The organism is Candidatus Thiosymbion oneisti (assembly GCF_004359955.1).
GTDB lineage: Bacteria > Pseudomonadota > Gammaproteobacteria > Chromatiales > Chromatiaceae > Thiosymbion > Thiosymbion oneisti.
Map to the genome: position 1 here is coordinate 49,523 of NZ_SMSC01000005.1, position 23,888 is coordinate 73,410.

Genomic DNA, 23,888 nt, shown 5'->3' on the forward strand with positions numbered 1-23,888 from the left:
GCGAATCAGATGGTTCGTGCCCACCGGAACTTCGCGTCGATTCATGCGATCTGTCGTTAAAATAATACCTTAAAGTACAGCTTCTCTGCGTTCTCAGCGTCTTAAGCAAGGTCACCGAACAATACTCACTGCTAAAATAAGCGTTTGGCCTGGAAACGAGTCGGGTAGGTTGGGCAAAGGCGCGCACTGCAGAGCCGGCGACCAGACCGATGGCCCATAGCGCGCCGTGCCCAACAGATGGATCGCGATGGGCACGCTTCGCTTTGTGCATCCTATACAAGCAGCCGTGGTGCGGAAACCGCCGCAGAATGACCGAAACCTTGAGCCCAGTTTGATGGACGCTTGCTTTGCCCATCCTACGGGCTGCCTGCTTTTTTATCCACAGATTACACAGATCTCCGCAGATGAAAATATTCGATCACCTATTCATCTATCATACATGAGGCCAGGCAGTGAATCACTTCTTTGCCGTCTTCATATGCCCGCACCGCCTCTGCGTAGGTAGCGGTCGTGTTTATTTTTCCTGTACGGGAGAAATTGTTTCTCCATAGAATAAGATTGGTGTATGAGTTTTGTATGTGACGATGGTTATCTCGAAGATATTTCTCGGTTTTTTCATCCAGTCTTTGTTGAAACCTCGTTTCGTACTTGGCTCCAAAGCGTGAAATGTGTTCTTCCTTGATTGTTTTTAACCGTATCCTGCCATTGATCCTATCGAGGTGGGCTTCCATAAAATGCCCGAATACTTGGTGTTTTCGGCGCGCGAATTCTATGAGTATTTCCTTTATCGCCAACTCATAGACCGTCACCGCCGCTACGGAAACGAATCCCACATATTTCGCCTTCAACAAGGGGTTGGTGATTTCAGGCACAATGTCATTCAGATGATTGACTATATCATCCGCGTATCGAAAATGCGAGCCGTATATCACGGCACTAGCCCAGGATATATTCCTTGACCTTTTTTATCCTATCTTTCACTACCTTGGTATCCGTGGTATTTATCCTGGTATACTCCCTGAAATTATCGTTATCCACAAGATCTGAATACCGCGCCTTCAATTCACTATAATCGACATCTTTATGATATTCGATAAGGACACTCATTACAGAGTCAAGGGCCGAAACATTTACAGGTCCTCGTAGATGGAAAGGTTTCTGGCCAAGAGATTGAATAATCGATTCGGTCACCTTACCGAAGGTCTCGAAAAATCCGGTTGCTTTTTCCGAGGCTCCGGAATTGTGTTCCTTCATTGCTCGATTCAGAAATTCCTTCATGGGCTTTTCATACTCATCGGCGGCACCGACCAATGAGAATACCCGCAAGAGTAATTCGATATCTTTCTGGTGCTTATCCAGGTAGGATTTACCGAGTATCTTTCTCCAATTGGTATCCCTGTTTGCTTGTTTCAGGAGCCTATTGAATTCTCCTCTGAATACGCAGTTTCTTATCTCCTGTGGTTTCAGCGGGGTTCCCCCTGTATTGAGCCTCTCAAAGATATGGTATGCACTGGTGCCTTCACCGGTTGGGCTCAATCTGCGGATAGAAAAGGGAGGTCGTCGGATTCCGGCAATCCCCGCCGGAATGACGAAGTGGGGGCCGAACGATCAGGCTCCATCAGGCAATATGTTCCCGTAAAAATTCCGGCGCAAAATCGGCTCCATTACTCCATGCCAGGGTATGTCCTTCCAATTTGAATGACTTGAAAAAAAATTTGTCTTTCAATGGCTCGAAAATTTCACCATCCAGTTCGGTAGATAGATCTATTTCACCCGATGCCCCGTCATTGAAAGACACGCGAATTCGATAGTCATCGATATAGGTTGCCTGTGTAACATGAAGAAACATAACCCTACTCCAAAGGTTCGATTTTTGATAATGGCTTTCTGTTCATCGCAGCTTCCCAATTTGCCATAAGTTCGTTCTTATGCAAAACATACCACTCTAAAACCGCACTCAACGCACGTCGTGGGAATTTACCCGTTACTACACCCGTTTCGATCTCAACTGTTATCTCGTATTCTCCATACTCTGCATGAAAGTGGGCGGGAGCATGTTCACGAATATACATTCGTATGATTATTCCTAAAAAGCGGCTGATTTCCGGCATCTGTTTATTTTCCGCTTATGCAGCGTGAGCAAGTCTTTGATTGACGACATGCCAGAATACCGAGGTTTGTTCAAACTTTTGGTCGAAAAAATCCTCAAAGAAACCGGCCTCGTTCAGAAGAGTGGGATACGAATACCGCTCGCCATCCTCACCGAATTCAGTCACCCAATCTCCCGGCTCTGTCGGGTCTACCACGTCGAAGAGTTCCGGTGCATAAAGATAAGGTTTTCCGACATCGTTCAGTATTCTATAGTCATTTGCCTCGATGCCTAGAACAAAGTAGTGCTGCCCTTCCGAGAGGTCAGAGTAGCGAGGATTCGCAGACTTTAATTTCACAATCATTTCTCTGAGACTACCTTTATCTTGGTTTCGAATCTGCCGATACCGTAATGCTCATACCAGTGAAACTCACATAAATATCCTTCCGACTCGAACACCGGGCTGCTTTTCTTGAGCCACTTTGATTGCTGACCTCTATACCGATCCACGAGTCGTTGGACATCCCGGATACGTTTACCTTTTGCGATTACTCGCGACTGAGTTTAGAATGAAAACTAATGCTCCGCCAGCTAAGCGAAGAGTATTACCAATTGCCGAGATAAGATCATTCATAGTTTTACCCTCAACGGTGAATATATCGCGCAATCATGCAACCCCTCTGACCTCAAATTAAGGGGTGTCTTATGCAATTTTTTTCCGCACCCAATCTGCGACCAGTCCCAGCGCCTCGGGCAGGCTCGCCGGGTCATTGCCGCCGGCCTGGGCCATATCCGCTCGACCACCGCCCCGGCCACCCACCTTCGCGGCCACTAGCTTGACCAGGTCGCCTGCGTGCATAGGGTCCGTCAGGTCCTTGGTAACCCCCGCGACCAGGCTCACCTTGCCGTCACTCTCGGCGGCCAGGACCACCACCGCCGAGCCCAGCTGGTCCTTGAGCCGGTCCAGGGTATCACGCAGACCTTTGGGATCCGCCCCCTCGAGCTTGGCCGCCAGTACCTTGACGCCGTCCACGTCCACCGCTTGGGCGGCCAAGTCCCGGCCCGCGCTGCTTGCCAGCTTGGCCTTGGCCTCGCCGAGTTCCTTCTCCAGCCGCTTAGCCTGCTCCAGGAGTTGGACCACCTTGCCGTCCAGATCCTCGCGCGTGCCCTTGACCAGGCGCGCGAGGTGCAACAGGCGCTCCTCGTCTGCCTCCACCCAGTCCAACGCACCTTCGCCGCTCACCGCCTCGATGCGTCTTACCCCGGAGGCGATACCAGTTTCGGCAACGATCTTGAACAGACCGATGTCGCCGAGGGCGCGCACATGGGTGCCGCCGCAGAGCTCGGTGGAGAAATCCCCCATGCGCAGCACCCGCACCTGCTCGGCGTACTTCTCGTCGAACAGGGCCGTGGCACCGGAGGCCTTGGCATCGTCGAGGGACATGATCCGGGTCTCCACCAGGTGGTTGGCACGGATCTCCCGGTTGACCAGACGCTCGATCCGGAGGATCTGATCGCGACCGAGCGGCTCGAAATGAGAGAAATCGAAGCGCAGACGCTCGGGGCCTACCAGGGAGCCCTGCTGCTGCACGTGATCCCCCAACACCTCACGCAAGGCGGCATGGAGCAGATGAGTGGCGGAGTGATTGAGTGCGATCCGGCGCCGGCGCTGCGCATCCACCCGGACCTCCACCCGATCGCCCACTTGGAGCTCCCCTTCCGCCATGCGGGCGATGTGACCAATGACGCTGGTGCCTTGTTTCCGGGTATCCAGGATGCGGGCACGCACGCCTTCGCGCGCGAGCTCGCCGGTATCACCCACTTGACCGCCGGCCTCGGCATAGAAGGGGGTAACGTCGAGTACGACCAGGCCCTCCTGGCCCGCGGAGAGGTTGTCCCGCGACTCGCCATCCCGGTAGATCGCCATTACCGTTGCCTGGTCGGCGAGCTGCTCGTAGCCGGTGAAGTCGGTCTCCCCCTCCAAGTCCAGGGCCATGTCCTGGGTCGTGCCGAACCGACTCGCTGCCCGGGCCCGCTCTTTCTGCTCCGCCATCGCCTGCTCAAAGCCCGCCATATCCAGGCTTAAGCCTCGTTCACGGGCCACGTCGGCCGTAAGGTCAGTGGGAAAGCCGTAGGTATCATAGAGCTTGAACACAGTCGCGCCGTCGATGCGGTCGCCCTGAATCCCGGCGATGGCTTGCTCCAGGATCCGCATACCCTGCTCCAGGGTCTCGGCGAAGCGCTCCTCTTCGACCCTGAGCACCCGTTCCACCTGGGCCTGGGCAGCCACGAGCTCCGGGTAGGCAGCACCCATCTGTCCTGTCAGTGTCGCCACCAGGCGGTAGAAAAAAGGCTCACGGCAGCCGAGCCGATAGCCGTGGCGGATTGCGCGCCGGATGATCCGGCGCAGGACATAGCCCCGCCCCTCATTGCCGGGGGTGATGCCGTCACTGATCAGAAAGCCGGCAGAGCGGATGTGATCGGCAATGACCCGCAGCGACTGGTTGCGATGGTCCGCACGGCCGGTCAGCTCCGCCGCGGCCTCGATCAGGGCACGGAACAGATCGATCTCATAATTGTCACGGGTCCCCTGCATGATCGCCGCCAGGCGCTCGAGGCCCATGCCGGTGTCCACTGAGGGATGCGGCAGGGGCGTGAGTCGTCCCTCCGCGTCCCGGTCGTACTGCATGAACACCAGGTTCCAGACCTCCACAAAGCGGTCCCCGTCTTGGTCCGGGGTACCGGGAGGACCACCGGGCACCTCCGGACCATGGTCGTAGAAGATCTCGGAGCAAGGGCCGCAGGGGCCGGTCTCCCCCATCGACCAAAAATTGTCCTGCTCGCCGCAGCGCGAGACGCGCTCGGGACTCACATCGATGTCATCACGCCAGATAGCTTCCGCCTCCTGGTCCTCCTCGTAGACCGTGATCCACAGCCGCTCCTCCGGCAAGGCCAGCACCTGGGTAAGGTAATCCCAGGCATACCGGATCGCCTCCGGCTTGAAATAGTCTCCAAAGCTGAAATTGCCCAGCATCTCGAAAAAGGTGTGATGACGGACCGTGTAACCCACGTTTTCCAGGTCATTGTGCTTGCCCCCGGCCCGCACGCAGCGTTGGGCGCTGACGGCACACCGATAGGGCCGCTGCTCCCGGCCCAAAAATACCTCTTTGAATTGCACCATACCCGCATTGGTGAACAGCAGCGTGGGGTCGGCGGCGGGTACCAACGGACTACCGGGTACCACCTGGTGCCCGCGCTCGGCGAAGTAACGGAGAAAGCTGGTGCGGAGTTCTGCGCTACTCTTCATGGGACAGATTTATCTGGACACTCGGGGACGTTGGCGGGCACGCGGGAGGCTTAGAGGCTATCTAAAAACCAGCACATTTCAAAGATGCGGTTCGCTGCCTGCCCCCTGTCTGCCGTGCCTGTTCCATCCTTGGGAGTAAGGCAGACCGGCACCGGCAGGCGTTCCTGGGTCGGGACAGGCAGGCGCTCACCGCATCCTACGGGCTCTTCATGAGGCAGATTTGTCATGGACACTCGAAGACGCCGGAGGACTCGCGGGAGGCTTATTCCATCCGGATCAGAATTCGTCTTTGCCGTTCAGAAAGTCGGCGATCAGCTGGGCGGGAAACCCCCGATACTCCAGAAACCGGGCCCGCTGCGCACGCGCCTTGGCATCACAGGCACGCCCGGGGCCGAACCGCTTGTCATGGGCCTTGGACAGCGCAGCCAACCATTCCTGCGTCGAGCGCCCCAGGGATGACTCGATCAGCTCCTCGGCAAGGCCCCGGTGGCACAGCTCTTGGCGGATCCGCACGGGCCCGAACCCTTTGCGTACCCGCTCATCGACATAGGTCTCGGCCATCCGCCGATCGCTCACCAGGCCGCGGTCGGCCAGGTCCTCGATAAGCCGTTCGACCTCCGTCTCGGCATAACCGCATGCGCACAGCTTGCGCCGGAGCTCCCCGCGGCTGTGCTCGCGTGACGCCAGCAGCTTGAGTGCAGCGCGTCCGATGTCCGGTTCCAGGATCACGCCTTCTGGGGTTGCGGATCGGCCGGCTGGGGGTCGGTCGCTTCGGCATCGCCGCTTTGGGGCAACAGCAGGGCGCGGATCTTGTTTTCGATGCCGCGGGTCAGCTCGGCGTTCTCTTTCAGAAAGCCGCGCACATTATCCTTGCCCTGTCCGATCCGGTTGCCGTCGTAACTGTACCAGGCCCCGGACTTTTCGATGACGCCCTGCTGCACGCCGAGATCGATAATCTCACCCTCACGAGAGATCCCCTCGCCATAGAGAATATCGAAGTTGACCTGCTTGAAGGGCGGCGCCACCTTGTTCTTGACCACCTTGACCTTGGTCTCGTTACCGATGACCTCTTCACCCTTCTTGATGGCGCCGGTGCGCCGGATATCGAGCCGGACCGAGGCGTAGAACTTGAGCGCATTGCCACCGGTGGTGGTCTCCGGATTGCCGAACATGACCCCGATCTTCATTCGGATCTGGTTGATGAAGACGACCGCGCAATTGGAACGCTTGATGTTCGCCGTGAGCTTGCGCAGGGCCTGGGACATGAGCCGGGCCTGCAGACCCACGTGGGAATCACCCATCTCGCCCTCGATCTCCGCCTTCGGGGTCAGGGCCGCGACCGAGTCCACCACCACCACGTCCACAGCTCCCGAGCGCACCAACATATCGGTGATCTCCAGGGCCTGTTCGCCGGTGTCCGGCTGCGAGACCAGCAACTCATCCATGTCCACCCCCAGGCGCTCCGCATAGCTCGGGTCGAGGGCATGTTCGGCGTCCACGAAGGCCGCGGTCCCACCCAGCTTCTGGGCCTCGGCGACCATGTGGAGGGCCAGGGTGGTCTTGCCGGAGGATTCCGGGCCGTACACCTCGACCACCCGGCCCTTGGGCACGCCGCCGATCCCCAGGGCCACGTCCAGCCCCAGGGAGCCGGTAGAGATGGCCTCCAGGCTGCGCACGGCCCCTACGTCGCCCATACGCATGACCGAGCCCTTGCCGAACTGTTTTTCGATCTGGCTCAACGCGGCCGTCAACGCCCGCTTGCGATTGTCGTCCATCGGATCTCCGGGTCCGCTCCCCCTGGCGAGGGATGGGATGCGCCTGCGGCGCTTTGTCGTAGTTAACACGGAATGGCAAGGTGACTACGCGGTCAGAGGCATCGCCTTTGATCTCGCATTATTCCATAAGGACGAGTGGGTCGTCATGGAATCAACGGCCAGCTCCGTTCCACCCGGTACCGGCGGCATTGTCCTGGCCGTGCAATCACCAGTGCAAACACCGAGACCGGCCAGACGATCGGAGGCTGAATTCCGTGCGCCGGCAAGGGCCGCGATTTACGGACCAGGGTCACATGTGGCTGGAAGGCCCGCCGTTCGGGGCGCAATCCACAACTCCGCAAGCCGTCGTTGAGGGCATGCACCAGATCCAGCAGTGGTTGCGGCCGCGCTGACGGACCGCACCAGAGGACCCCGGTCCGAGGGAAACAGTCGCAGCGATCCAGGTTCAAAACGAAAGGAGCTCCCCGCACCTGGCCGGCTATCTCCTCTGCGCAGGCGCGCCCTTGCGCATCCAGATCACCGAGAAAGACCAGTGTGAGGTGGAGATCTTGCGGATGCGTCTTGCGGCCCCCATGGTCCGGCAGGTCCCTCTGGACTCCAGCCAGCAACCTCCGTTGCGGTTCGCCGGGCCACAGCGCAAAGAACAGGCGCTCAGTCACCGTCCTTGAGCAGCTCCAGCAGACGCTCCAACGCCAGGCGCACCGACTGGTGGCGCACCTCCTCGCGGTTGCCCGCGAACTGCACCCGTTGGCTCAGCGGCATTCGGCCTGTGCGCACCCAGGCGAAGCAGACGGTCCCCACGGGTTTATCCTCGGTGCCGCCAGCAGGTCCGGCAATGCCGGTGATCGCCACCGCCACGCTGGCCCGGCTGTGCCCCAGGGCCCCCTGGGCCATCTCTCGGGCCACTTCCTCGCTTACCGCGCCATGATCGGCGATGGCGGCGGTAGAAACGCCCAGCAGCTCCTGCTTGGCCGGATTGCCGTAGGCCACAAAGCCACGGTCGAACCAGGCACTGCTGCCGGGGATATCGGTCACCACCTTGGAGACCCAGCCCCCGGTACAGGACTCAGCGGTGACGAGCATGAGCCCGGCGGTCTCAAGCCGCTGCCCCAACTCGTCGGCGAGCTTGTCGAGTCGTTCGGTCATAGGGGGAGTTTCTCTCAAGTGTTGCCTACGGGCAAGCCGGGTAAACAGGGCAATCGAATATTCGGTCGCGTTGACATTCAGCCTAACAAACGCTTCTGAATCATCAAGTCAGCCTTTCTAGCTATTCTCCGAATCGCGCTGTGCCTTGCCTGGGCACGTTTGGGGGCTTAAGAGAATGAAAAATAAGGCGAAATGGGGTACTAGTACAGATGCTCTCAACTACCGAGAACATTGAGCGAGCAGGATCATCACGGAAAATTTGTCCGCAAATGAATGCAAATCAATCCGCTACGTTCGATTTGCGTGAAAAATGGCGATGCTCTGGCTTATTCCAGCCGTGGTGCGATTGGATTTCCTACCCGTATCAATTAGGTTAGGCAAATGCGTGATTCTGCCCTCGGTTATCCGGCCGGACGGATAATTTCGCAAGGTGCCCAACAGGTGCGCCCAGCCGCAATCTTGTTCTTCAGTACCTTGCCCGCACGTGCCCCGGTGCCGGCACCATCCCGCCAGGTTATCTCGCCGTTGACCAGCACCTGGTCGATGCCGGTGGCCGGGGTGGTGGGTTCCTGGAAGGTGGCGCAGTCACGTACACTCATCGGGTCGAACAGCACGATATCGGCAAAGGCGCCCACCCGCAGTACCCCGCGGTCTTCCAGGGCGAAGGTCTGCGCCGACAGCCCGGTCATCTTGCGCACCGCCTGCTCCAGCGGGAACAACCCCAGCTCGCGGCAGTAGTGCCCCAGTACGCGCGGAAAAGCACCCCACAGCCGCGGATGGGGGTGGGTGTCATGGGGTATGCCGTCGGAGCCGATCATGCTCTCGGAATGGGCCAGAATCCGGCGGACATCGGTCTCGTCCATCATGAAATAGACCGCCCCGCCGGGGCCTAGCCGTTCGGCCGCTTCCAGTACCGTGCAGCCCCACTCCGCGGCGATTTCGCTCAGCTCGCGTCCCGCTGCCTCCGGGTGCGACCTGGACCAGGTGACCAGAACCCGTTTCGAGACCTCGATCAGCTCCGGCAGCAGCACGGTGGAGGCGGCATCATAGGGATAGACGTCGAAACCGACGGCCTGTTGCCGGCGCGCTGCCTCGATGCGGTCCAGAACCTGATCGCTGGTGCCCCACACCTTGGGGCTGGCGCATTTGAGGTGGGAAATCACCACCGGCACCCGCGCCCGGCGCCCGGTCTCGAAGGTCTCCTCCAAAGACGCTAAGACCTGATCGCCTTCGTCGCGCATGTGGGTGGTGTAGATGCCCCCGAACGCCGGCAGCTCCTCGGCCAGTGCCGCTACCTCCGCGATCGGGGCAGGACGGTTTGGGGGGTAGAAGAGCCCGGTGGAAAAACCTACGGCACCCGCTTCCAGGGCCGCGCGCAGTCGCTCCTTCATCAGCCGGATCTCGGCCTCACGGGCGGGCCGGGTGAAATCGTTCAGGGCGCCGACCCGCAGCGTCGAGTGGCCCACCAGAGGTACCGCATTGATCGCCGGGGGCTTGCGCTCCACCTCCGCCAGATAAGTGGCGAAATCGGCAAAGCGGTACCATTCGGTCCCACCGAGCAGATCCAGGGGCGGTGGAGGCTGTTGAATTTGCAGAGGTGCCAGGCTAACGCCGCAGTTGCCCGTAATCACGGTGGTCACGCCCTGGCTGAGCTTGGGTGTCATCTCGCGGTTGGAGAGCAGCAAACGGTCATCATGAGTGTGCACGTCGACAAAGCCAGGCGCCACTACGCGACCATGCGCATCGATCTCATGCTCGGCGCGGTGGCCGGCCAGATCACCGATGGCTGCGATACGTTCGCCGCGGATCACCACATCAGCCGTCCGGCGGGGTGCGCCAGTGCCGTCGATCAGGGTGCCGCCTCGGATTAGGATATCGTAAGGATCATTGGATTCGTTCATGAGTACCTGGATGCTCGTTGGAACCCGAGCCCTAATCGTATAACCGGCCAAACCAAGCGTCGAGGATGTCGTTGACTGGCTTGCAAAAAAACAATTGGTGTCCGTTCACAGAATATCGAATCGCGATTAGGTCCTGTTGATATCTAAATCCAACCGACTGTTTAAATGGTCGCAATACCCCAGCTTAGGCCGGAGGTCTCCAATCAGCCGCATGCCGATGCCGACTTGACAAACAGCGCGAGGAATCCCCACAGTTTCGGGACCCAATTGTTGTCCTACAGTCCGGGAGATACCCATGACGGAGTTCGAGATCCGGTGCGAACACAAGCCATCCCCTGCCAAGCTGGAGGTCCTCCAGGTGGACCACTGGCCGGTGTGGAAAAAAGAGATCAGCCGCTTCCCTTGGCATTATGACCAGACCGAGACCTGCTATGTCCTGCGCGGACGCTTCGTGGTGACGCCCGAGGGCGGTGAGCCGAGGGAATTCGGACGCGGGGACCTCATCAGCTTCCCGGCAGGACTTGCCTGTACCTGGGAGATCCTGGAGCCGGTGGAGAAGCATTACCGGCTCGACTAGTACATCATTTCAAAGTATTCTGCATGTTCGTAGGGAACGTCCTCTGTGGCGTTCCGAACGGCCTACGGAACGGCACGGAGGCCGTTCCCTACAGAAAAATGAGAAACAAGCACTCGGGGGTGTTCTCAATTAACAAACGATCTGATCCTCGCTATCTCGAACCACGGATCGACATGGATCAACACGGATTGGTCTCCATCCGTGTCGATCCGTGTTCATCCGTGGTTCTCTTTCCGGTTGTTATCTGCACTATACTTCCACATGGCACAATCTGCGCATTTCACCCCCTCTCCCTCCGGGAGAGGGCGGAGGTGAGGGGGAAATTCAAAAGCTCGGATTGTGCCGTGTGGCAGTATAACCAACGGTTTTCACAGGCTGGATGGCCGCAACATCCCACTGGTCCGCACAGCGGACCCTACAATCAATCAACTGGTTAGTGTAGGGTCCGCTGTGCGGACCTTCAAATGTCAACACGACCTGAATATCCAGTTTCATCAACCGGCAGCTGGCTATTGGCTCACGCCCGCAGGATCGATCCCGCGAGACAGGCGGCCCCGTAACCGTTGTCGATGTTGACCACGCCCACACCCCCGGCACAGCTGTTGAGCATGGTGAGCAGGGCGGCCAGGCCTCCGAAGCTGGCTCCGTAACCGACGCTGGTGGGGACGGCGATGACGGGACGGTCCACTAACCCGGCTACCACACTGGCCAGCGCCCCCTCCATACCCGCGATCACGATCAGCACCCGCGCCCGCCGCAGTACCGGCAACTGGGACACTAACCGGTGTATGCCGGCCACCCCCACATCGTTGACACGCTCGATGCGGACCCCGAACAGGCAGGCGGTTTCATACGCCTCTTCCGCCACCGGCAGGTCGCCGGTACCGGCCGTGATGATCGCCAGGGTGCCTTCCAAGGTTTCCGGCGGCTCGCGCTGCAGCATAATGGTGCGGCCGAGGGCGTTGTAATGCAGGTTCGGATGCAGGTCGGAGACCGCCGCGAAGAGGTCGGCCTCGGCCCGGGTGGCCAGCACGTTGTGAGTGCGCTCACGGATCAGGTAACCCAGGATCTCGCGCACCTGCCCGTGAGTCTTGCCCTGACAGAGGACCACCTCCGGATAGCCCTGGCGCAGCTCTCGATGGTGGTCGATCTTGGCTATGCCCAGCTCACCGTAGGGCAGATCCTTGAGCAGATCCACCGCCTTCTTCACCGGAAGCTGGCCACGCCGCACCCCTTTCAGCAGCTCGACGAGACGGTTCTCGTTCAAGACACCCCGACCTCCACGCCGGATTGCGGGAGTTGGTCCATGCCCTCTCCCCCCGACCCCGAGGCAGCGTCCGCAGCGACGCGATCACAACCCGAGCCGAGCGGATCCATGCTGCCAAGCCGATAGCCCAACAGGTCCAGCGTAACATGGTGGAAGCCAAGCCCCTGCAGGGTCCTGGCGATGCTCTCGGCCTCTTCGAGCAGCCGTCGGCGCTGCTCCGGGGCCACCTCGATCCGCGCTAGGTCGGCGTGCATGCGCACCCGGACACAGATAAAGCCGCGGGTCCTGAGAAAACGCTCCGCCTCCTCCAGGCGATTGAGGTCTTCCATGGTGACGCGCTGACCGATCGGCAACCGGGTAAGCAGACAGGCATTGGTCGGTTTGTTCCAGGTGGACAGACCCAGGGACTCCGACAGTCGATGCACGTCCGCCTTGGAGATCTTGCACTCAAGCAGGGGGCTGTCGATCTCCAGCTCCCGCAGGGCGCGCATACCCGGACGGAAATCCCCCAGGTCGTCCAGATTGCTGCCTTCGAGCATCCGCCCGAACCCGGCATTCTGCGCCACCTCGAGCAGCTTGCCGAACAGGGCCCGTTTGCAGATATAACAACGGTCCGGCGGATTGGCCTCCATACCCTCCGGCATGTCGAGTTCCACCAGCTCATGGCGCACCCCCAGCTGGGCGCCCAAGGCCAGCGCGTCGGTCACCTCTTGCCGCTCCATATAGGGGGTCACGGCCGTGAGGGCCAACACCCGTTCGTCCAGGGCCTCTTTGGCCGCCAGCAGCAGGAAGGTGCTGTCCGCCCCGCCGGAAAAGCCGACGGCCGCTGCCTTCATCCCCTGCAACCGATCGAGCAATCGCTTATAGATGTCATGTTCCATCATTCTCCTCCAGGAGTCGCTCCAGCTCGCGGTAGACCTCCCGCAACGGCAGGTCCCGCTCCAAGGCGATGGACCGGCAGACCTCATACTCCGGCTTGGTCTGCCGGCTTCCGTCCGGCCGCACGGCCACCTTGACGGGCACCGGACCAAAGGGGGTAGCGAGGCTGCGCACGGTCCGCTCCAAGGCGGTTCGGGATACCGCGCCGCGGCGCACCCCCAGCGTGGTAGTCTCCGCGAACAGGAGCCTGGTCAGGGTCGGTTCGTAGCAACCCTCGCACAGAACGCTTACCAAGATCCCCGGTCGCCCCTTTTTCATCACCAGGGGTGCGATCCAGGCATCCTTCGCACCGCCGGTCAGCAGCCGATCCAATAGGTGCGGATAGAATTCCGGGCTCATATCGTCGATGTTGCACTCCAGGAGCCGGAGCTCCTCACGCCGCCCGGGGTCGGGAGCCGTGACCACCAGGCGCAGCACATTGGGCAGCGGCCCATCGCGGCGACCGATGCCATAGCCGACGCGCTGAGGAACCATATCTCCTTGGGCCTCGAAACGCTCGGCCGCGGTGGTCAGGATGGCGGCCCCGGTGGGCGTCGTGGCCTCGAAGGGCACGCCGCCGCGACGGGTGGGAACGCCTTGCAGCAGCTCCAAGGTCGCGGGGGCGGGCACTGGTAGGCGTCCATGGGCACAGTCCACGCAACCGGAGCCGAGCTCCACCACCGAGCCGATCACCGACGGCCAGCCCAGTTGCTCCAGACCGATGGCTGCGCCGACTACGTCCACCAGGGCATCGATGGCCCCTACCTCATGAAAGTATACCGCCTCGATCGGAATACTGTGGACCTTGGCCTCCGCCGCCGCCAGCCGCTCGAACACCCGCAGGCTGAAGGCCTCCACCCGGCGGCCGAGCCCGGAGCGGCCGATCAGGTCCCGGACCGCCGCCGGCGAGCGCGTCGGGCTCGCGGTATCGGCAGTGACCACCACCTCCACTCGGGTGCCGGCGATGCCGCCGCGGCGATCCGGTGCGATGCGCAGCTCGAAACCCTCCACGGCAAGTCGGTCGAGCCCCTTACGCAGCACGGCCGCCTCGACCCCCAGGTCGAGCAGGGCCCCCAGGTTCATGTCCCCACTGATACCGGCAAAACAATCATAGTATAGGCTGGTCATGATGGTTGGCGCCGTGTGATTGATAACGCTATTCTAGCAAGGCTTTGCCTCGGACCGACGAGGCGTGAATTTTTCGTAGGGGACCGGAAAAACGCGAACAGCACAAAAGGACACAAACCCGCATTCGTGTGAATTGGCGGTTTTTCCATGACTCGTAGATCCCAAGACCCGCACCCTCGAGGCCTATGCCGCGACGCATGGGAGCCGGCGACCGCTCGGAATCTTCCGGGGTGACGACCAGGTCCGGGTCGCCCCCTTCGACACCATCACTATCCACCTGGCCGACCTCTGGGCCTGACCGTAACCCCGGATGATCGTGGGGATTCGGAATGACAACCAAGACTATCCGCACGCTGAAAATTACCAACTATAAGAGCATCGATTCGCTGGAGCTCAAAGGACTGACGCCTTTCTCGGTATTTGCGGGGCCGAATGGTTCGGGGAAAAGTAATTTCTTCGATGCGTTGGATTTTGTCAGTCTTTTCTTGGACGGTGGTATCGAAAAAGCGCTCCGTACCCATGGGGGGTTCGCAAACATCCATTCGGAAAATCGCAGAGCCGAACATTCTAGAAATTTCGGCTTCGAGCTCGAATGCGACCTACCGGAAACGAGACCGACCGACGGGGAGAAGCTATCCCGATTCCATTATTCGCTCACTCTCCACGATTTCTATCAGGAGTCCCCGGAGATCGAAGAGCACATGAGCGGAAATGGCGCTTCATTTCTGACACGAAAGAAAGGCGATAATCTAGTCATTGGGGGTAAAGAAGTAGAGCCTCCCGTACGGTTTTCCAGTGCCTATTCGGCACTACTGCTTTTACGCGGAACGCCACTTTTGGAATTGTTGCAAAACATGGGGCTGTACCGGATCGATCCGATCGGCGCGAAGGCGCCCGATCGATCGGATAGCGATCCCACAAAACTCGATAAAAAGGGGCACAATCTGGCCAGTGTTCTGGGTCGATTGGAACAGAATGAACAGATACGCGAGCTCATCATGGACTGGATGGAGCTGGTCGTCCCTGGGGTGGAGGAGGTCCGCACGGAGCAACAGCGACTGGATGGTAAGACCGCCCTGCTGTTCAAGGAGCAGGAGACCGAACGACACTTCCCCGCCCATATGATGTCGGACGGTACGATTTATGCCCTGAGCCTGTTGGTGGCGGTGCTGGATCTTCCCCAGCCCTATGGGCTGACGCTGATCGAGGAGCCGGAGCGGGGGCTGCACCCGGCGGCGATTCGCGAGCTGATCGATCTGATACGAGAGCAGGCAACGCCCAGAAACCCCATCTGGTTGACCACCCACAGCGAATCGGTCGTCCGCGCACTCGGCCTGGAAGAGCTGATTCTGGTGGATAAGGTAGATGGAAGAACCCGGATGAAACGCGCCGATTCGGTGGGGCTGACCCAGGCCGATATTGCGCCACTGGGTCTGGACAAGATCTGGCTCTCCAACCTGCTGGGCGGAGGCCTGCCGTGGTAACCGTCGGTTTCGTGGTCGAGGGACCATCCGATGAGATGTTGGTGAACAGCAAGTCGTTCCAAGACTGGTTGCGGGAGGATTGTGGCTTGGTAGTATCGTCCACCGTAAATGCGGGCGGCAATGGCCAAATGTGTAGCTCCGAGATCACGGCGTTTGTCCGGAAGTTGAGGCGCACGGCGAGCCCGGATCGGGTGGTGGTATTGGCGGATTTGGACCCTGAGCTTTGCGCGCCTTGTATTACAAAGCGAAAAGAGCGCATCGGTCAGGAAAGCATCGATCTGATCCTGATCGCGAGAAAGGCGATGGAGTCCTGGTTCCTGGCGGACACGGAGGCGATGCGACGCTGGACGGGAGACCATGTCTTCTGTGAGCCCCGGCCGGAGGCACCGCCCGGAATGCCCTGGGATCGCTTGAAGGAGATCGGCCGTCATACGGGGCGTGGTCCGGGAGGAAAGATCAGGTTCGCGAGGAAATTCATACGCGATCATGGGTTCGATGTCAGGCGCGCGGCCGAGCATCCCGATTGTCCGAGTGCCCGCTATTTCGTCGAACGGCTTTGTGCTCTGGGAGCGGATTGAGCATAGGAAAAATGATCCGGTCGCTTCAATCGATCCGCGGATGACGCAAGATTAAAAACGAAACAACCTGTGAGAATCTGCGTAATCTGTGGACAAAAAAAGATAATCTAATCTTTTGCGACCGATTTGCGTCGATTCGCGTTCATTTGCGGACGAATCTTCCGTGAAAATCCTGCCAGCTCGATGTTATTCAGTCATTGAGAGCACCTGTACCAGACCGCACTCGGAGCATACCCAATGACCCAACTGCTCAGCCTCTCACGCGCTGCCCGTCTGGCCGGTGTCACCCGCTCCGAGCTGCAGAAGCGTATCCGGCAGGGTGAGCTCACGACCTTCGAGGGGGAAATCGCCGCCGCCGATCTGTTGCGGATCTATCCGGAGGTGAACCTGGAGCACAGCGGTGACTTAGAGCGGGTGGAGCGCATCAAGGCCGATGCCTTGCCCAGGAGCCATCAGGGTGAGGGCATCCTGCCCGACGCCCAGGTACTGATCGGGCGGCTCAAGTCTCTGAGCCAGGTCTTGGTCCAAAAGGCCGCGGCTCTGGAGACGGCGGAGGCCATGCTCGCGGAGCTCGACGCACGGCTCGCCGCCATGGCCGAGTCCACCGATCCGAACACGGCCGTCTGCACGCGGGAGATTCAGGCCTGGCTCGCCGCCGAGCGCCACCAGCTCGCCCGCCGCTCCGCTGCCGACAGCCAGGCCCGGCTCTTCGCCAAGGACACCTTCCTGCGCATCATGGCAGCCAATGTCAAGCTCGTCCCCAGCGGCCACGACTTCTTCGTCGAGGGCACCGAATCCATTCTCGACGCCTCGGTGCGGGCAGGTCTGAAGCTGGCCTATGGCTGTTCCAGCGGCAACTGCGGTGCCTGCAAGGCCCGGGTCGTCAGCGGCGAGGTCTACAAGACCCGCGAGCACGACTATGTGTTGAGCGGGCGCGAGAAGCAGCTGGGCCATATCCTCACCTGCTCCAACACGGCCGTAACCGATCTGGTGCTCAAGGCAGCGGAGGCCCTAGCGGTGGACGACCTGCCGCAACAAGAGATCCGCGCCGGCGTGCGCAAGGTCGAGCGGCTCGGTGAAGACATGATCCAGCTTGAGCTCCAAACACCCCGTACCCAGACCCTGCGTTTCATGGCCGGCCAGCGGGCACACCTGACCCTCGAGGACGGCGCCGGCGCGGAGCTACCCATCGCCAGCTGCCCCTGCAACGGGCGCAACCTCCACTTTCTGGTGCGCTTGAGGCCCGGCCACCGTTTCTCGCAGACCCTTTTCCACGACCTGCGTCAGGGACAGACAGTCACCGTCACCGGCCCCAACGGCCGCTTCGTACTCGAAGAGGAATCCCCGGAGCCTGCCGTCTTTGTCGCCTTCGGCGATGGCATCGCCCCCATCAAGAGCCTGCTCGAACACGCCGTCTCCATCGATGTCATCGAGTCCTTCCACCTCTATTGGGCGGTATCCGGATTGGAGGGTCAATACCAGGCCCAGTGGTGTCGGGCCATGCGCGAGTCGCTGGACAACTTTGCCTACACCCCGCTGGTGGACGCCCGAACCGCGGACGTGCTCGCCGTCGTCGCCTCGGACCGGCCCGAGCCGGATAGCTCACGCTATTATGTGGCAGGCCCTGCAGCCCAGGTCCGGCCCTTTGCCGACGGATTGACAGGACTTAGCGTCTCGCCGGACCGTCTCCTGGTTGAAGCCTTGGATTAGCAATCCTGAATTATTTGGCGTTGTTTGGTGGGGAAAAACCCCTCCTGCGTCGGGACAAGAAAGATCCCTCCTACGTCGGGACAGGGTTTGACGTGTTGCGTTCGACGCATAACGGCTCGTTGATTTCCTTCGGTGTCCGTGCCAGCGTCTTAAGGGGACCTTGAAATATTCAATTTTTCGGCGTGCTTTGTGAGGAGTAGTGGACTGACCGCAGCCTTGGAATCTAGCTGGCCGGGCGCTTGCTTTGCCCATCTTACTCAAGGACCCGGATTCGGATTGAAGGCGTGAATAACCTCGATCTTTTCGAGCACCTCCTCTGACAGCACAAGCCCCTCGCTGTCGAGGTCGGCTTCCAGTTGCTCCATCGTCGTGGCGCCGATGATGGTGGAGGTCACGAAGGGCTGACCGGTCACCCAGGCCAGGGCCATTTGGGCCGGATCCAAGCCATGCGTGCGGGCCAAGGCCACATATGCCGCGGTGGCGTGGGTCGCTCGCGGCCCGGAGTAGCGATCGAAGCGCTCGAATAACGTCAGGCGGGCGCTGACCGGGCGGGCACCATCGAGATACTTGCCTGACAATACACCAAAGGCCATGGGCGAGTAGGCCAGTAGCCCACACTGCTCGCGGGTCGCGATCTCGGCGAGGCCGATCTCGAAGGTGCGGTTGAGCAGGCTGTAAGGGTTCTGAATGCTCACCGGCCGCGGCAGCCTAAGCGTTGCGGCGAGCTGCAACATGCACATGGTCCCCCAGGGTGTCTCGTTGGAGAGGCCGACGTAGCGGATCTTGCCCGCGGCTACCAGGTCACCGAGCACTTCGAGGGTCTCCGCCAGGGGAACGCTGGGATCCACGGTGGGGCGCCGATAGCCGAGTTGGCCGAAGTAGTTGGTGTTGCATGACGCTTTCCCTTAATTCTACGAGTACCCATCGAGCGTGACCGGGCTTAATGATCGGCATCCGCCAATGGACCGGCCGAAAGGTCCCAGTTAACTACGAATCGTTGGAATTTGCGATATCCGCATCCGGAATCCACAAAGAGCCAATAATCTTTGACCTTTGCGGTTCAAAATCCCGATCCGCCGAGACAATATTCTCGGGGAGATTTACACATGTCCGCTCTAAGGCCCACGGCTGCACCCGTGGCCTTTCATCCCCACTGGGCTTACTCTTTACGGAACGAGCAATACTTCAAAGGTAACCAGGGGGTTGGTATATGGCATGGTGGGGCAAGCTGATCGGGGGCGCCTTTGGGTTCATGCTCGGTGGGCCCTTGGGCGCCCTCCTCGGGGGTGTGCTCGGCCATGGCCTCGATCGTGGGATGGGCCTGCTGGGGGACTCCGAGGAGCTGGACCTGGGGGCCCGCGAAAGGGTTCAGACTGCCTTCTTCACCGCAACCTTCTCGATCATGGGATACCTGGCCAAGGCAGACGGTCGGGTCTCCGAGCGGGAGATCGCCCTGGCCGAATCGGTGATCGCCCGGATGGAGCTGTCGCCGGACATGCGCCGCGCGGCTATCGGACTCTTTATCGAAGGGAAGGCAGAGGGATTTCCCCGCGACGACGTGTTGGCGCAATTCCGGCGCGAGTGTCACCGCCGCCGCTCCCTGATGCGGATGTTCATCGAGATCCAGATCCAGGCCGCCTACGCGGACGGGCGACCCGGCCCGAAGGAGGAGCGGTTGCTCCTGCATATCTGCGACTACCTGGGAATCCCGGAGTATGAGTTCCGACACCTGGAGCAACTGGTACGCCTGCAGCAAACCTTCGCGGCGGGCAGCCGGAAGACCACTTGGGGAGACAATGGGCATACTCCGCGGCGGCCTGCCACCGAGGGGTCGACCACGGCCCAGGCCTATGCGGTCCTCGGGGTCACACCCAAGGCCACGGATGCGGAGGTCAAACGCGCCTACCGGCGCCTGCTCAGCCAACACCACCCGGACAAGCTCGTTTCCAAAGGACTCCCGGAGGAGATGATGAAGCTCGCCGCCGAGAAGACCCATGAGATTCGACAGGCCTACGAGGCCATAACCCGTGCCAGGGCGTTTTGAGCCGGGCGTGAAAACGGGAGCGGTTTGGAGTAAATTAGAAAACCTTGATTTTTTGGTACCAGGCCCGTGACCATCACGGGAGCTACCGGCACCCACGAGGAGAGACATCCATGGCAGAAGATCTGATCGCACCGTCCATCCTGTCGGCGGACATGGCAAAGCTCGGCGAAGAGGTGGACAATGTCCTGGCCGCCGGCGCCGATATCATCCATTTCGACGTGATGGATAACCACTATGTGCCGAACCTGACCATCGGTCCCCTGGTCTGCAACGCGCTGCGCAAGCATGGGGTCACGGCCATTCTCGATGTCCACCTCATGGTCAAGCCGGTGGATCGCATCGTTCCGGATTTCGCCAAGGCGGGCGCCGACTACATCACCTTCCACCCGGAGGCCAGTGAGCACATCGACCGCACCCTCCAGCTCATCCGCGACCAGGGCTGCAAGTCGGGTCTGGTGTTCAATCCCGCCACGCCGCTGAGCCACCTCGACTATGTCATGGACAAGGTGGACATGGTGCTCTTGATGTCCGTCAACCCCGGCTTCGGCGGTCAGAGCTTCATCTCCTCTGCCCTGGACAAGCTGCGCCAGGCACGCAAGATGATCGACGCGTCGGGATTGGACATCCGCCTGGAGATCGACGGCGGCGTCAAGGTCGACAATATCGCCGAGGTCAAGGCGGCCGGCTGCGATACCTTTGTCTCCGGCTCGGGTATCTTCCATCAGGGCAACGACAGCGATCCCAATCGTTACGACAGCATCATCCGCCGGATGCGCGAGGAGATGGCCAAGGTCAGCCGGTGAGCTAAGCGGGTTCAGGTCTTTTCTGATTCGCAACCTTGAAGCGTGGGAACGAGAACTGAGGACCCTGAGTATGAATCGGCCCAAGATGATCCTCATCGACGTGGATGGCACCCTGGTGGATAGCGTGCCGGATCTGGCCTTCTGCGTCGATGCCATGATGGAACGGCTCGACCGCCCCCCCTACGGAGAAGCGGTGGTGCGCAACTGGGTCGGCAATGGCGTCGAGCGCCTGGTCCGCCGGGCGCTGATCGGCCAACTGGACGGTGAGCCGGATGAGGCCGATTTCCAGCACGCCCTCCCGATCTTTGTCGAGCTCTATCGCGAGAACACATCCGGGCGCTCGTATCTCTATCCAGGGATCCGCGCAGGACTCGATTACCTCCAAGACGCGGGATATCCCTTGGGCTGTGTTACCAACAAGGCAGCCCAGTTCACCGAGCCCCTGCTGCGGGATCTGGGTGTACGCGACTATTTCGACATCGTCATTAGCGGCGACACCCTGCCGCGCAAAAAGCCCGATCCCCTGCCCCTGCTGCATGCCGCAAAGCACTTCGGGGTCGCTCCCGACACCGCCCTCATGGTCGGGGATTCGGTCAGCGACGTGAAGGCGGCGCGGGCAGCGGGCTTTGCCATCGTCTGCATGAGCTATGGTTACAACCACGGCATCGACATCCGCACCGCCGACCCGGACGCCGTCATTGATTCCTTGACCGAGCTTAGGGGTTTGTTGGAGGAGGCGTCATAAGCGCCTTCGTTGGAGTTCGTTCCTCACCCCAACCTACGCGCTGAGGTTCGATTCGTCCGTGCCGCTCTGCCGGCACACTTCAAGGCAGTCCAGAGTCCATCATAGAGCCTCTGGATTTTAGCCGTAACTCAAAGCCGCCAGCTTCATCTGGCGGAGTGTTTACAAAGAAGAAGCACCAAACCAAGAGAGGAGAGAAAGAAATGCCAATCCTGAACATTGAGACTCGACATTATGGTTTCGTACGTGGGTCTTCTCCTTTTCCAAATTTTGTGTCGAAAAAAATACTGGTAGAAGGAGATTCTTGGGCAGCCCATCCGATTGTAGGGGGATCTTTAAATAACCAAATTGAGGAATTAGGAGAAAATGATTTTGGGATATTAGATATAGCCCAGCCTGGGGATGAAGCTTCGAAAATGCTTAAGCCGGGAACGAGGCAAAGGAGGAAACTTGATAGTCTGACCACGAACGAACTGTACTTATCTGTGTTTGACATGATATTTTTAAGCGCTGGGGGTAATGACATCATTGGGGAAGAGCTTCTGGGATTTGTAGATAGAAAAGTAGAAAACCCTAGTAAATATGGTCATAAACTTATAAACGGAAAATTCAATGGTGCCGTCTCCGATGTGGTGTTGTGGTATAAGGACTTTCTCGATTCACTGGTCGGCACGCCGAATGAGTATGCAAAAGTTGTTACTCATTGCTACTCGTACCTAACCCCTAGACCTGTCAGCTTACCAATACCACCATTTGGAATTCAATTCGGAAATGGAGAAATCTATCGACACCTGCACGGACAAGGCATCACAGATGTGGATGAGATGTATGACATCGTTATATACATGCTTCGCTATTTTAGAGACCAAATGAAAACACTAGAAGACGACCATGATAATTTCGTGATTTCAGATACATTGGAAGTATTGTTGGGACCAGATGGGAAACCTGACATGTCCCTTTGGTATGATGAGGTTCACCCCAACTCCAAAGGATTCAGACTTGTAGCAACGAAGATTAGGGAAGATGCACGAGCCAGAGGTTGCTGGCCGGACTAAGCACGTAGGTTGGGGTGAGGTCGCCCCAGCAGGGGCGACAAACCCCAACAAAAGAAAACTACGAATCACGCGAATCCTCGCAAATCGGTTCGCGCGTAATCGTTCAGCCCCTACCTCGTCATTCCGGCAGGGATTACCGAAATCCAGGTGCCATGGATAGCAAAGACAGCACCTTAATGTTGGGGTTCGTTCCTCACCCTAACCTACGCGCTATTCCGGATCCCTTCTCTGGCTCCCACGTTCCAGAGCAATGCCATTAAGTTAGCTGTTGGCCGCTTGTCGTGGTGGGTCGGAATACGAGAGAGAAAACGACGAATCGGCGCGAACAAGATCCCTCCCTTCGATTCGGGATGACAATTTCGCGAGGATTCGCATGATTCGTCGTTTTTCCTCTTTTTTGCCGACAGGTAACGTTCGACTTAATGGCATTGGCCTCCAGCCGACCATCCTTTGCCACGCCGCAGGCGGTGGCCAGAGCCGGCGCCAGCACCACACCAACAGGTAATGTAGATATGTACGGATTACTATTGTTATTACATCTATTGGCAGCCACAATTTGGACGGGCGGTCATATTGTACTCTCGATAGTGGTTTTGCCGAGAGCTTTAAGAGAACGTTCGCCTGAGCAATTGCTGCAGTTTGAATCCGGATACGAAAAAATCGGCATGCCTGCTCTTATCATCCAAATAATTACTGGTCTGATATTGGCTTACCGAATGCTGCCGGATTTCGGTCAGTGGCTGAACTTCTCCAATCCAATAACCCATGTGCTGGCGATGAAGTTTATTTTACTGGCACTTACCATCGGATTCGCAGTGGACGCAAAATTTCGAGTTATTCCCCATCTTTCCGATAAAAACCTGGTGACGATGGCATGGCACATCGTACCTGTCACGATATTTTCTGTGTTATTCGTCGTTGCCGGTATTTCATTCAGAACAGGGTGGGTATATTGAGTGCTGACAAGGCCGTTGTCAGGTCCCGTGTGATTATATACTAAGCTAATATCAATATTTCGGTTTTTCATTCAACCGATGACCTCGAAATTCGCCGTCAGTAATGAACTGCGGAGAAACACGCTTTCTGCGCTATCCTTCACCCCGTCACCGTTGGGAGGTCATCGGAACAATGCCTGTTGTATCCAACCCTGACATCATGATGGGAAAGCCCTCTATCAAGGGCACGCGTATCACCGTGGAATCAATCCTGGAACGGCTGGCAGCAGGCGAGTCCGAGGCGCAGCCCATGGAGGCAAATCCGCGCTTGAATACCGACGACATCCGTGATGCATTGCACTTTGCGGCGCGAGCGATACACGCCGATGTGTTGTATCCGATCAAGGCTCCGGATTGAGTCCGAAT

At 59.1% G+C, this 23,888-nt stretch carries 24 protein-coding genes and 1 pseudogene; 10 read left to right on the forward strand and 15 right to left on the reverse strand.

The features are described from left to right. Positions 1–422 precede the first annotated feature (422 nt). The 11 genes from E1958_RS03815 to E1958_RS03865 form a co-directional block, all read right to left on the reverse strand. Positions 423–932, reverse strand: a complete 510-nt coding sequence (locus E1958_RS03815; RefSeq protein WP_133510688.1) for a HEPN domain-containing protein — start codon at positions 930–932, stop codon at positions 423–425. 4 nt (positions 933–936) lie between these two features. Further along, the gene (locus tag E1958_RS03820; protein WP_133510689.1) at positions 937–1,536 is read right to left on the reverse strand and encodes a hypothetical protein; all 600 of its coding nucleotides are present in this window, start codon (positions 1,534–1,536) and stop codon (positions 937–939) included. Positions 1,537–1,618: 82 nt separating this feature from the next. Beyond that, complete coding sequence (locus tag E1958_RS03825; protein ID WP_089725859.1) at positions 1,619–1,849, reverse strand: DUF2442 domain-containing protein; 231 nt, start codon at positions 1,847–1,849, stop codon at positions 1,619–1,621. 4 nt (positions 1,850–1,853) lie between these two features. Then, positions 1,854–2,111, reverse strand: coding sequence for a DUF4160 domain-containing protein (locus E1958_RS03830; protein WP_133510690.1), 258 nt, complete (start codon positions 2,109–2,111; stop codon positions 1,854–1,856). 15 nt (positions 2,112–2,126) lie between these two features. Next, positions 2,127–2,447, reverse strand: a complete 321-nt coding sequence (locus E1958_RS03835) for a hypothetical protein (RefSeq protein ID WP_166664585.1) — start codon at positions 2,445–2,447, stop codon at positions 2,127–2,129. Positions 2,448–2,792: 345 nt separating this feature from the next. Further along, complete coding sequence (gene alaS, locus E1958_RS03840) at positions 2,793–5,396, reverse strand: alanine--tRNA ligase (protein ID WP_133510692.1); 2,604 nt, start codon at positions 5,394–5,396, stop codon at positions 2,793–2,795. Between the two features lie 276 nt (positions 5,397–5,672). Continuing rightward, positions 5,673–6,125 carry a regulatory protein RecX gene (locus E1958_RS03845; protein WP_243725232.1) on the reverse strand — a complete coding sequence of 151 codons (453 nt, stop codon included), beginning with the start codon at positions 6,123–6,125 and terminating at the stop codon, positions 5,673–5,675. Further along, positions 6,122–7,171 (reverse strand): recombinase RecA, encoded by a 1,050-nt coding sequence (recA, locus tag E1958_RS03850; protein WP_133510693.1) that lies wholly within the window; start codon positions 7,169–7,171, stop codon positions 6,122–6,124. The genes E1958_RS03845 and recA overlap by 4 nt, the downstream gene beginning before the upstream one ends. 143 nt (positions 7,172–7,314) lie before the next feature. Next, on the reverse strand, positions 7,315–7,830 hold the full coding sequence (thpR, locus tag E1958_RS03855; protein WP_133510694.1) for an RNA 2',3'-cyclic phosphodiesterase: 516 nt from the start codon (positions 7,828–7,830) through the stop codon (positions 7,315–7,317). Then, positions 7,823–8,317 (reverse strand): CinA family protein, encoded by a 495-nt coding sequence (locus E1958_RS03860; protein ID WP_133510695.1) that lies wholly within the window; start codon positions 8,315–8,317, stop codon positions 7,823–7,825. The genes thpR and E1958_RS03860 overlap by 8 nt, the downstream gene beginning before the upstream one ends. Positions 8,318–8,718: 401 nt before the next feature. Continuing rightward, positions 8,719–10,218, reverse strand: coding sequence for an N-acyl-D-amino-acid deacylase family protein (locus E1958_RS03865; protein ID WP_133510696.1), 1,500 nt, complete (start codon positions 10,216–10,218; stop codon positions 8,719–8,721). A 295-nt stretch (positions 10,219–10,513) separates the two neighbouring features. Between E1958_RS03865 and E1958_RS03870 the strand changes: the two genes are divergently transcribed. After that, the gene (locus E1958_RS03870) at positions 10,514–10,795 is read left to right on the forward strand and encodes a cupin domain-containing protein (RefSeq protein WP_133510697.1); all 282 of its coding nucleotides are present in this window, start codon (positions 10,514–10,516) and stop codon (positions 10,793–10,795) included. A gap of 517 nt (positions 10,796–11,312) precedes the next feature. Here E1958_RS03870 and larB read toward each other — a convergent pair. The 3 genes from larB to larC are packed head-to-tail and all read right to left on the reverse strand — an operon-like array spanning position 11,313 to position 14,108. Then, positions 11,313–12,062: a nickel pincer cofactor biosynthesis protein LarB gene (gene larB, locus E1958_RS03875; protein ID WP_133510698.1), complete on the reverse strand. Its 750-nt coding sequence runs from the start codon at positions 12,060–12,062 to the stop codon at positions 11,313–11,315. Next, complete coding sequence (gene larE / locus E1958_RS03880; protein ID WP_133510699.1) at positions 12,059–12,946, reverse strand: ATP-dependent sacrificial sulfur transferase LarE; 888 nt, start codon at positions 12,944–12,946, stop codon at positions 12,059–12,061. Before larE ends, larB begins: the two co-directional genes overlap by 4 nt. Next, positions 12,933–14,108: a nickel pincer cofactor biosynthesis protein LarC gene (gene larC / locus E1958_RS03885; protein ID WP_133510700.1), complete on the reverse strand. Its 1,176-nt coding sequence runs from the start codon at positions 14,106–14,108 to the stop codon at positions 12,933–12,935. The genes larE and larC overlap by 14 nt, the downstream gene beginning before the upstream one ends. Positions 14,109–14,437: 329 nt before the next feature. Here larC and E1958_RS03890 point away from each other — a divergent pair, with 329 nt between their 5' ends. From E1958_RS03890 to E1958_RS03900, 3 genes are all read left to right on the forward strand, one after another. Then, on the forward strand, positions 14,438–15,592 hold the full coding sequence (locus E1958_RS03890) for an AAA family ATPase (RefSeq protein WP_133510701.1): 1,155 nt from the start codon (positions 14,438–14,440) through the stop codon (positions 15,590–15,592). Then, positions 15,586–16,170: a hypothetical protein gene (locus E1958_RS03895; protein ID WP_133510702.1), complete on the forward strand. Its 585-nt coding sequence runs from the start codon at positions 15,586–15,588 to the stop codon at positions 16,168–16,170. The genes E1958_RS03890 and E1958_RS03895 overlap by 7 nt, the downstream gene beginning before the upstream one ends. Before the next feature lie 237 nt (positions 16,171–16,407). After that, positions 16,408–17,880, forward strand: a complete 1,473-nt coding sequence (locus E1958_RS03900; RefSeq protein WP_133510703.1) for a 2Fe-2S iron-sulfur cluster-binding protein — start codon at positions 16,408–16,410, stop codon at positions 17,878–17,880. A gap of 257 nt (positions 17,881–18,137) precedes the next feature. Here E1958_RS03900 and E1958_RS03905 read toward each other — a convergent pair. After that, positions 18,138–18,767: pseudogene (locus tag E1958_RS03905) on the reverse strand (aldo/keto reductase); the annotation flags it as partial. A gap of 323 nt (positions 18,768–19,090) precedes the next feature. On the opposite strand from E1958_RS03905, the gene djlA reads away from it, so the two are divergent. From djlA to E1958_RS03935, 6 genes are all read left to right on the forward strand, one after another. After that, complete coding sequence (gene djlA / locus E1958_RS03910) at positions 19,091–19,924, forward strand: co-chaperone DjlA (RefSeq protein ID WP_133510705.1); 834 nt, start codon at positions 19,091–19,093, stop codon at positions 19,922–19,924. A gap of 110 nt (positions 19,925–20,034) precedes the next feature. Beyond that, positions 20,035–20,727 carry a ribulose-phosphate 3-epimerase gene (rpe, locus tag E1958_RS03915; RefSeq protein ID WP_133510706.1) on the forward strand — a complete coding sequence of 231 codons (693 nt, stop codon included), beginning with the start codon at positions 20,035–20,037 and terminating at the stop codon, positions 20,725–20,727. A 70-nt stretch (positions 20,728–20,797) separates the two neighbouring features. After that, positions 20,798–21,472 carry a phosphoglycolate phosphatase gene (locus E1958_RS03920; protein ID WP_207787639.1) on the forward strand — a complete coding sequence of 225 codons (675 nt, stop codon included), beginning with the start codon at positions 20,798–20,800 and terminating at the stop codon, positions 21,470–21,472. A 200-nt stretch (positions 21,473–21,672) separates the two neighbouring features. Then, the gene (locus E1958_RS03925; protein WP_133510707.1) at positions 21,673–22,527 is read left to right on the forward strand and encodes a hypothetical protein; all 855 of its coding nucleotides are present in this window, start codon (positions 21,673–21,675) and stop codon (positions 22,525–22,527) included. Positions 22,528–22,949: 422 nt separating this feature from the next. Beyond that, positions 22,950–23,483, forward strand: a complete 534-nt coding sequence (locus E1958_RS03930; protein ID WP_207787640.1) for a CopD family protein — start codon at positions 22,950–22,952, stop codon at positions 23,481–23,483. Between the two features lie 172 nt (positions 23,484–23,655). After that, positions 23,656–23,880: a DUF433 domain-containing protein gene (locus E1958_RS03935; RefSeq protein ID WP_133510708.1), complete on the forward strand. Its 225-nt coding sequence runs from the start codon at positions 23,656–23,658 to the stop codon at positions 23,878–23,880. Positions 23,881–23,888 lie beyond the last annotated feature (8 nt).

Coding starts and splice junctions, on each gene's coding strand:
- E1958_RS03825 (WP_089725859.1), bottom strand. CDS start 1,849: ATGTTTCTTCATGTTACACAGGCAACCTATATCGATGACTATCGAATT.
- E1958_RS03830 (WP_133510690.1), bottom strand. CDS start 2,111: ATGCCGGAAATCAGCCGCTTTTTAGGAATAATCATACGAATGTATATT.
- alaS (WP_133510692.1), bottom strand. CDS start 5,396: ATGAAGAGTAGCGCAGAACTCCGCACCAGCTTTCTCCGTTACTTCGCC.
- recA (WP_133510693.1), bottom strand. CDS start 7,171: ATGGACGACAATCGCAAGCGGGCGTTGACGGCCGCGTTGAGCCAGATC.
- E1958_RS03860 (WP_133510695.1), bottom strand. CDS start 8,317: ATGACCGAACGACTCGACAAGCTCGCCGACGAGTTGGGGCAGCGGCTT.
- E1958_RS03865 (WP_133510696.1), bottom strand. CDS start 10,218: ATGAACGAATCCAATGATCCTTACGATATCCTAATCCGAGGCGGCACC.
- E1958_RS03870 (WP_133510697.1), top strand. CDS start 10,514: ATGACGGAGTTCGAGATCCGGTGCGAACACAAGCCATCCCCTGCCAAG.
- larE (WP_133510699.1), bottom strand. CDS start 12,946: ATGATGGAACATGACATCTATAAGCGATTGCTCGATCGGTTGCAGGGG.
- larC (WP_133510700.1), bottom strand. CDS start 14,108: ATGACCAGCCTATACTATGATTGTTTTGCCGGTATCAGTGGGGACATG.
- E1958_RS03890 (WP_133510701.1), top strand. CDS start 14,438: ATGACAACCAAGACTATCCGCACGCTGAAAATTACCAACTATAAGAGC.
- E1958_RS03900 (WP_133510703.1), top strand. CDS start 16,408: ATGACCCAACTGCTCAGCCTCTCACGCGCTGCCCGTCTGGCCGGTGTC.
- djlA (WP_133510705.1), top strand. CDS start 19,091: ATGGCATGGTGGGGCAAGCTGATCGGGGGCGCCTTTGGGTTCATGCTC.
- rpe (WP_133510706.1), top strand. CDS start 20,035: ATGGCAGAAGATCTGATCGCACCGTCCATCCTGTCGGCGGACATGGCA.
- E1958_RS03920 (WP_207787639.1), top strand. CDS start 20,798: ATGAATCGGCCCAAGATGATCCTCATCGACGTGGATGGCACCCTGGTG.
- E1958_RS03925 (WP_133510707.1), top strand. CDS start 21,673: ATGCCAATCCTGAACATTGAGACTCGACATTATGGTTTCGTACGTGGG.
- E1958_RS03930 (WP_207787640.1), top strand. CDS start 22,950: ATGGCATTGGCCTCCAGCCGACCATCCTTTGCCACGCCGCAGGCGGTG.
- E1958_RS03935 (WP_133510708.1), top strand. CDS start 23,656: ATGCCTGTTGTATCCAACCCTGACATCATGATGGGAAAGCCCTCTATC.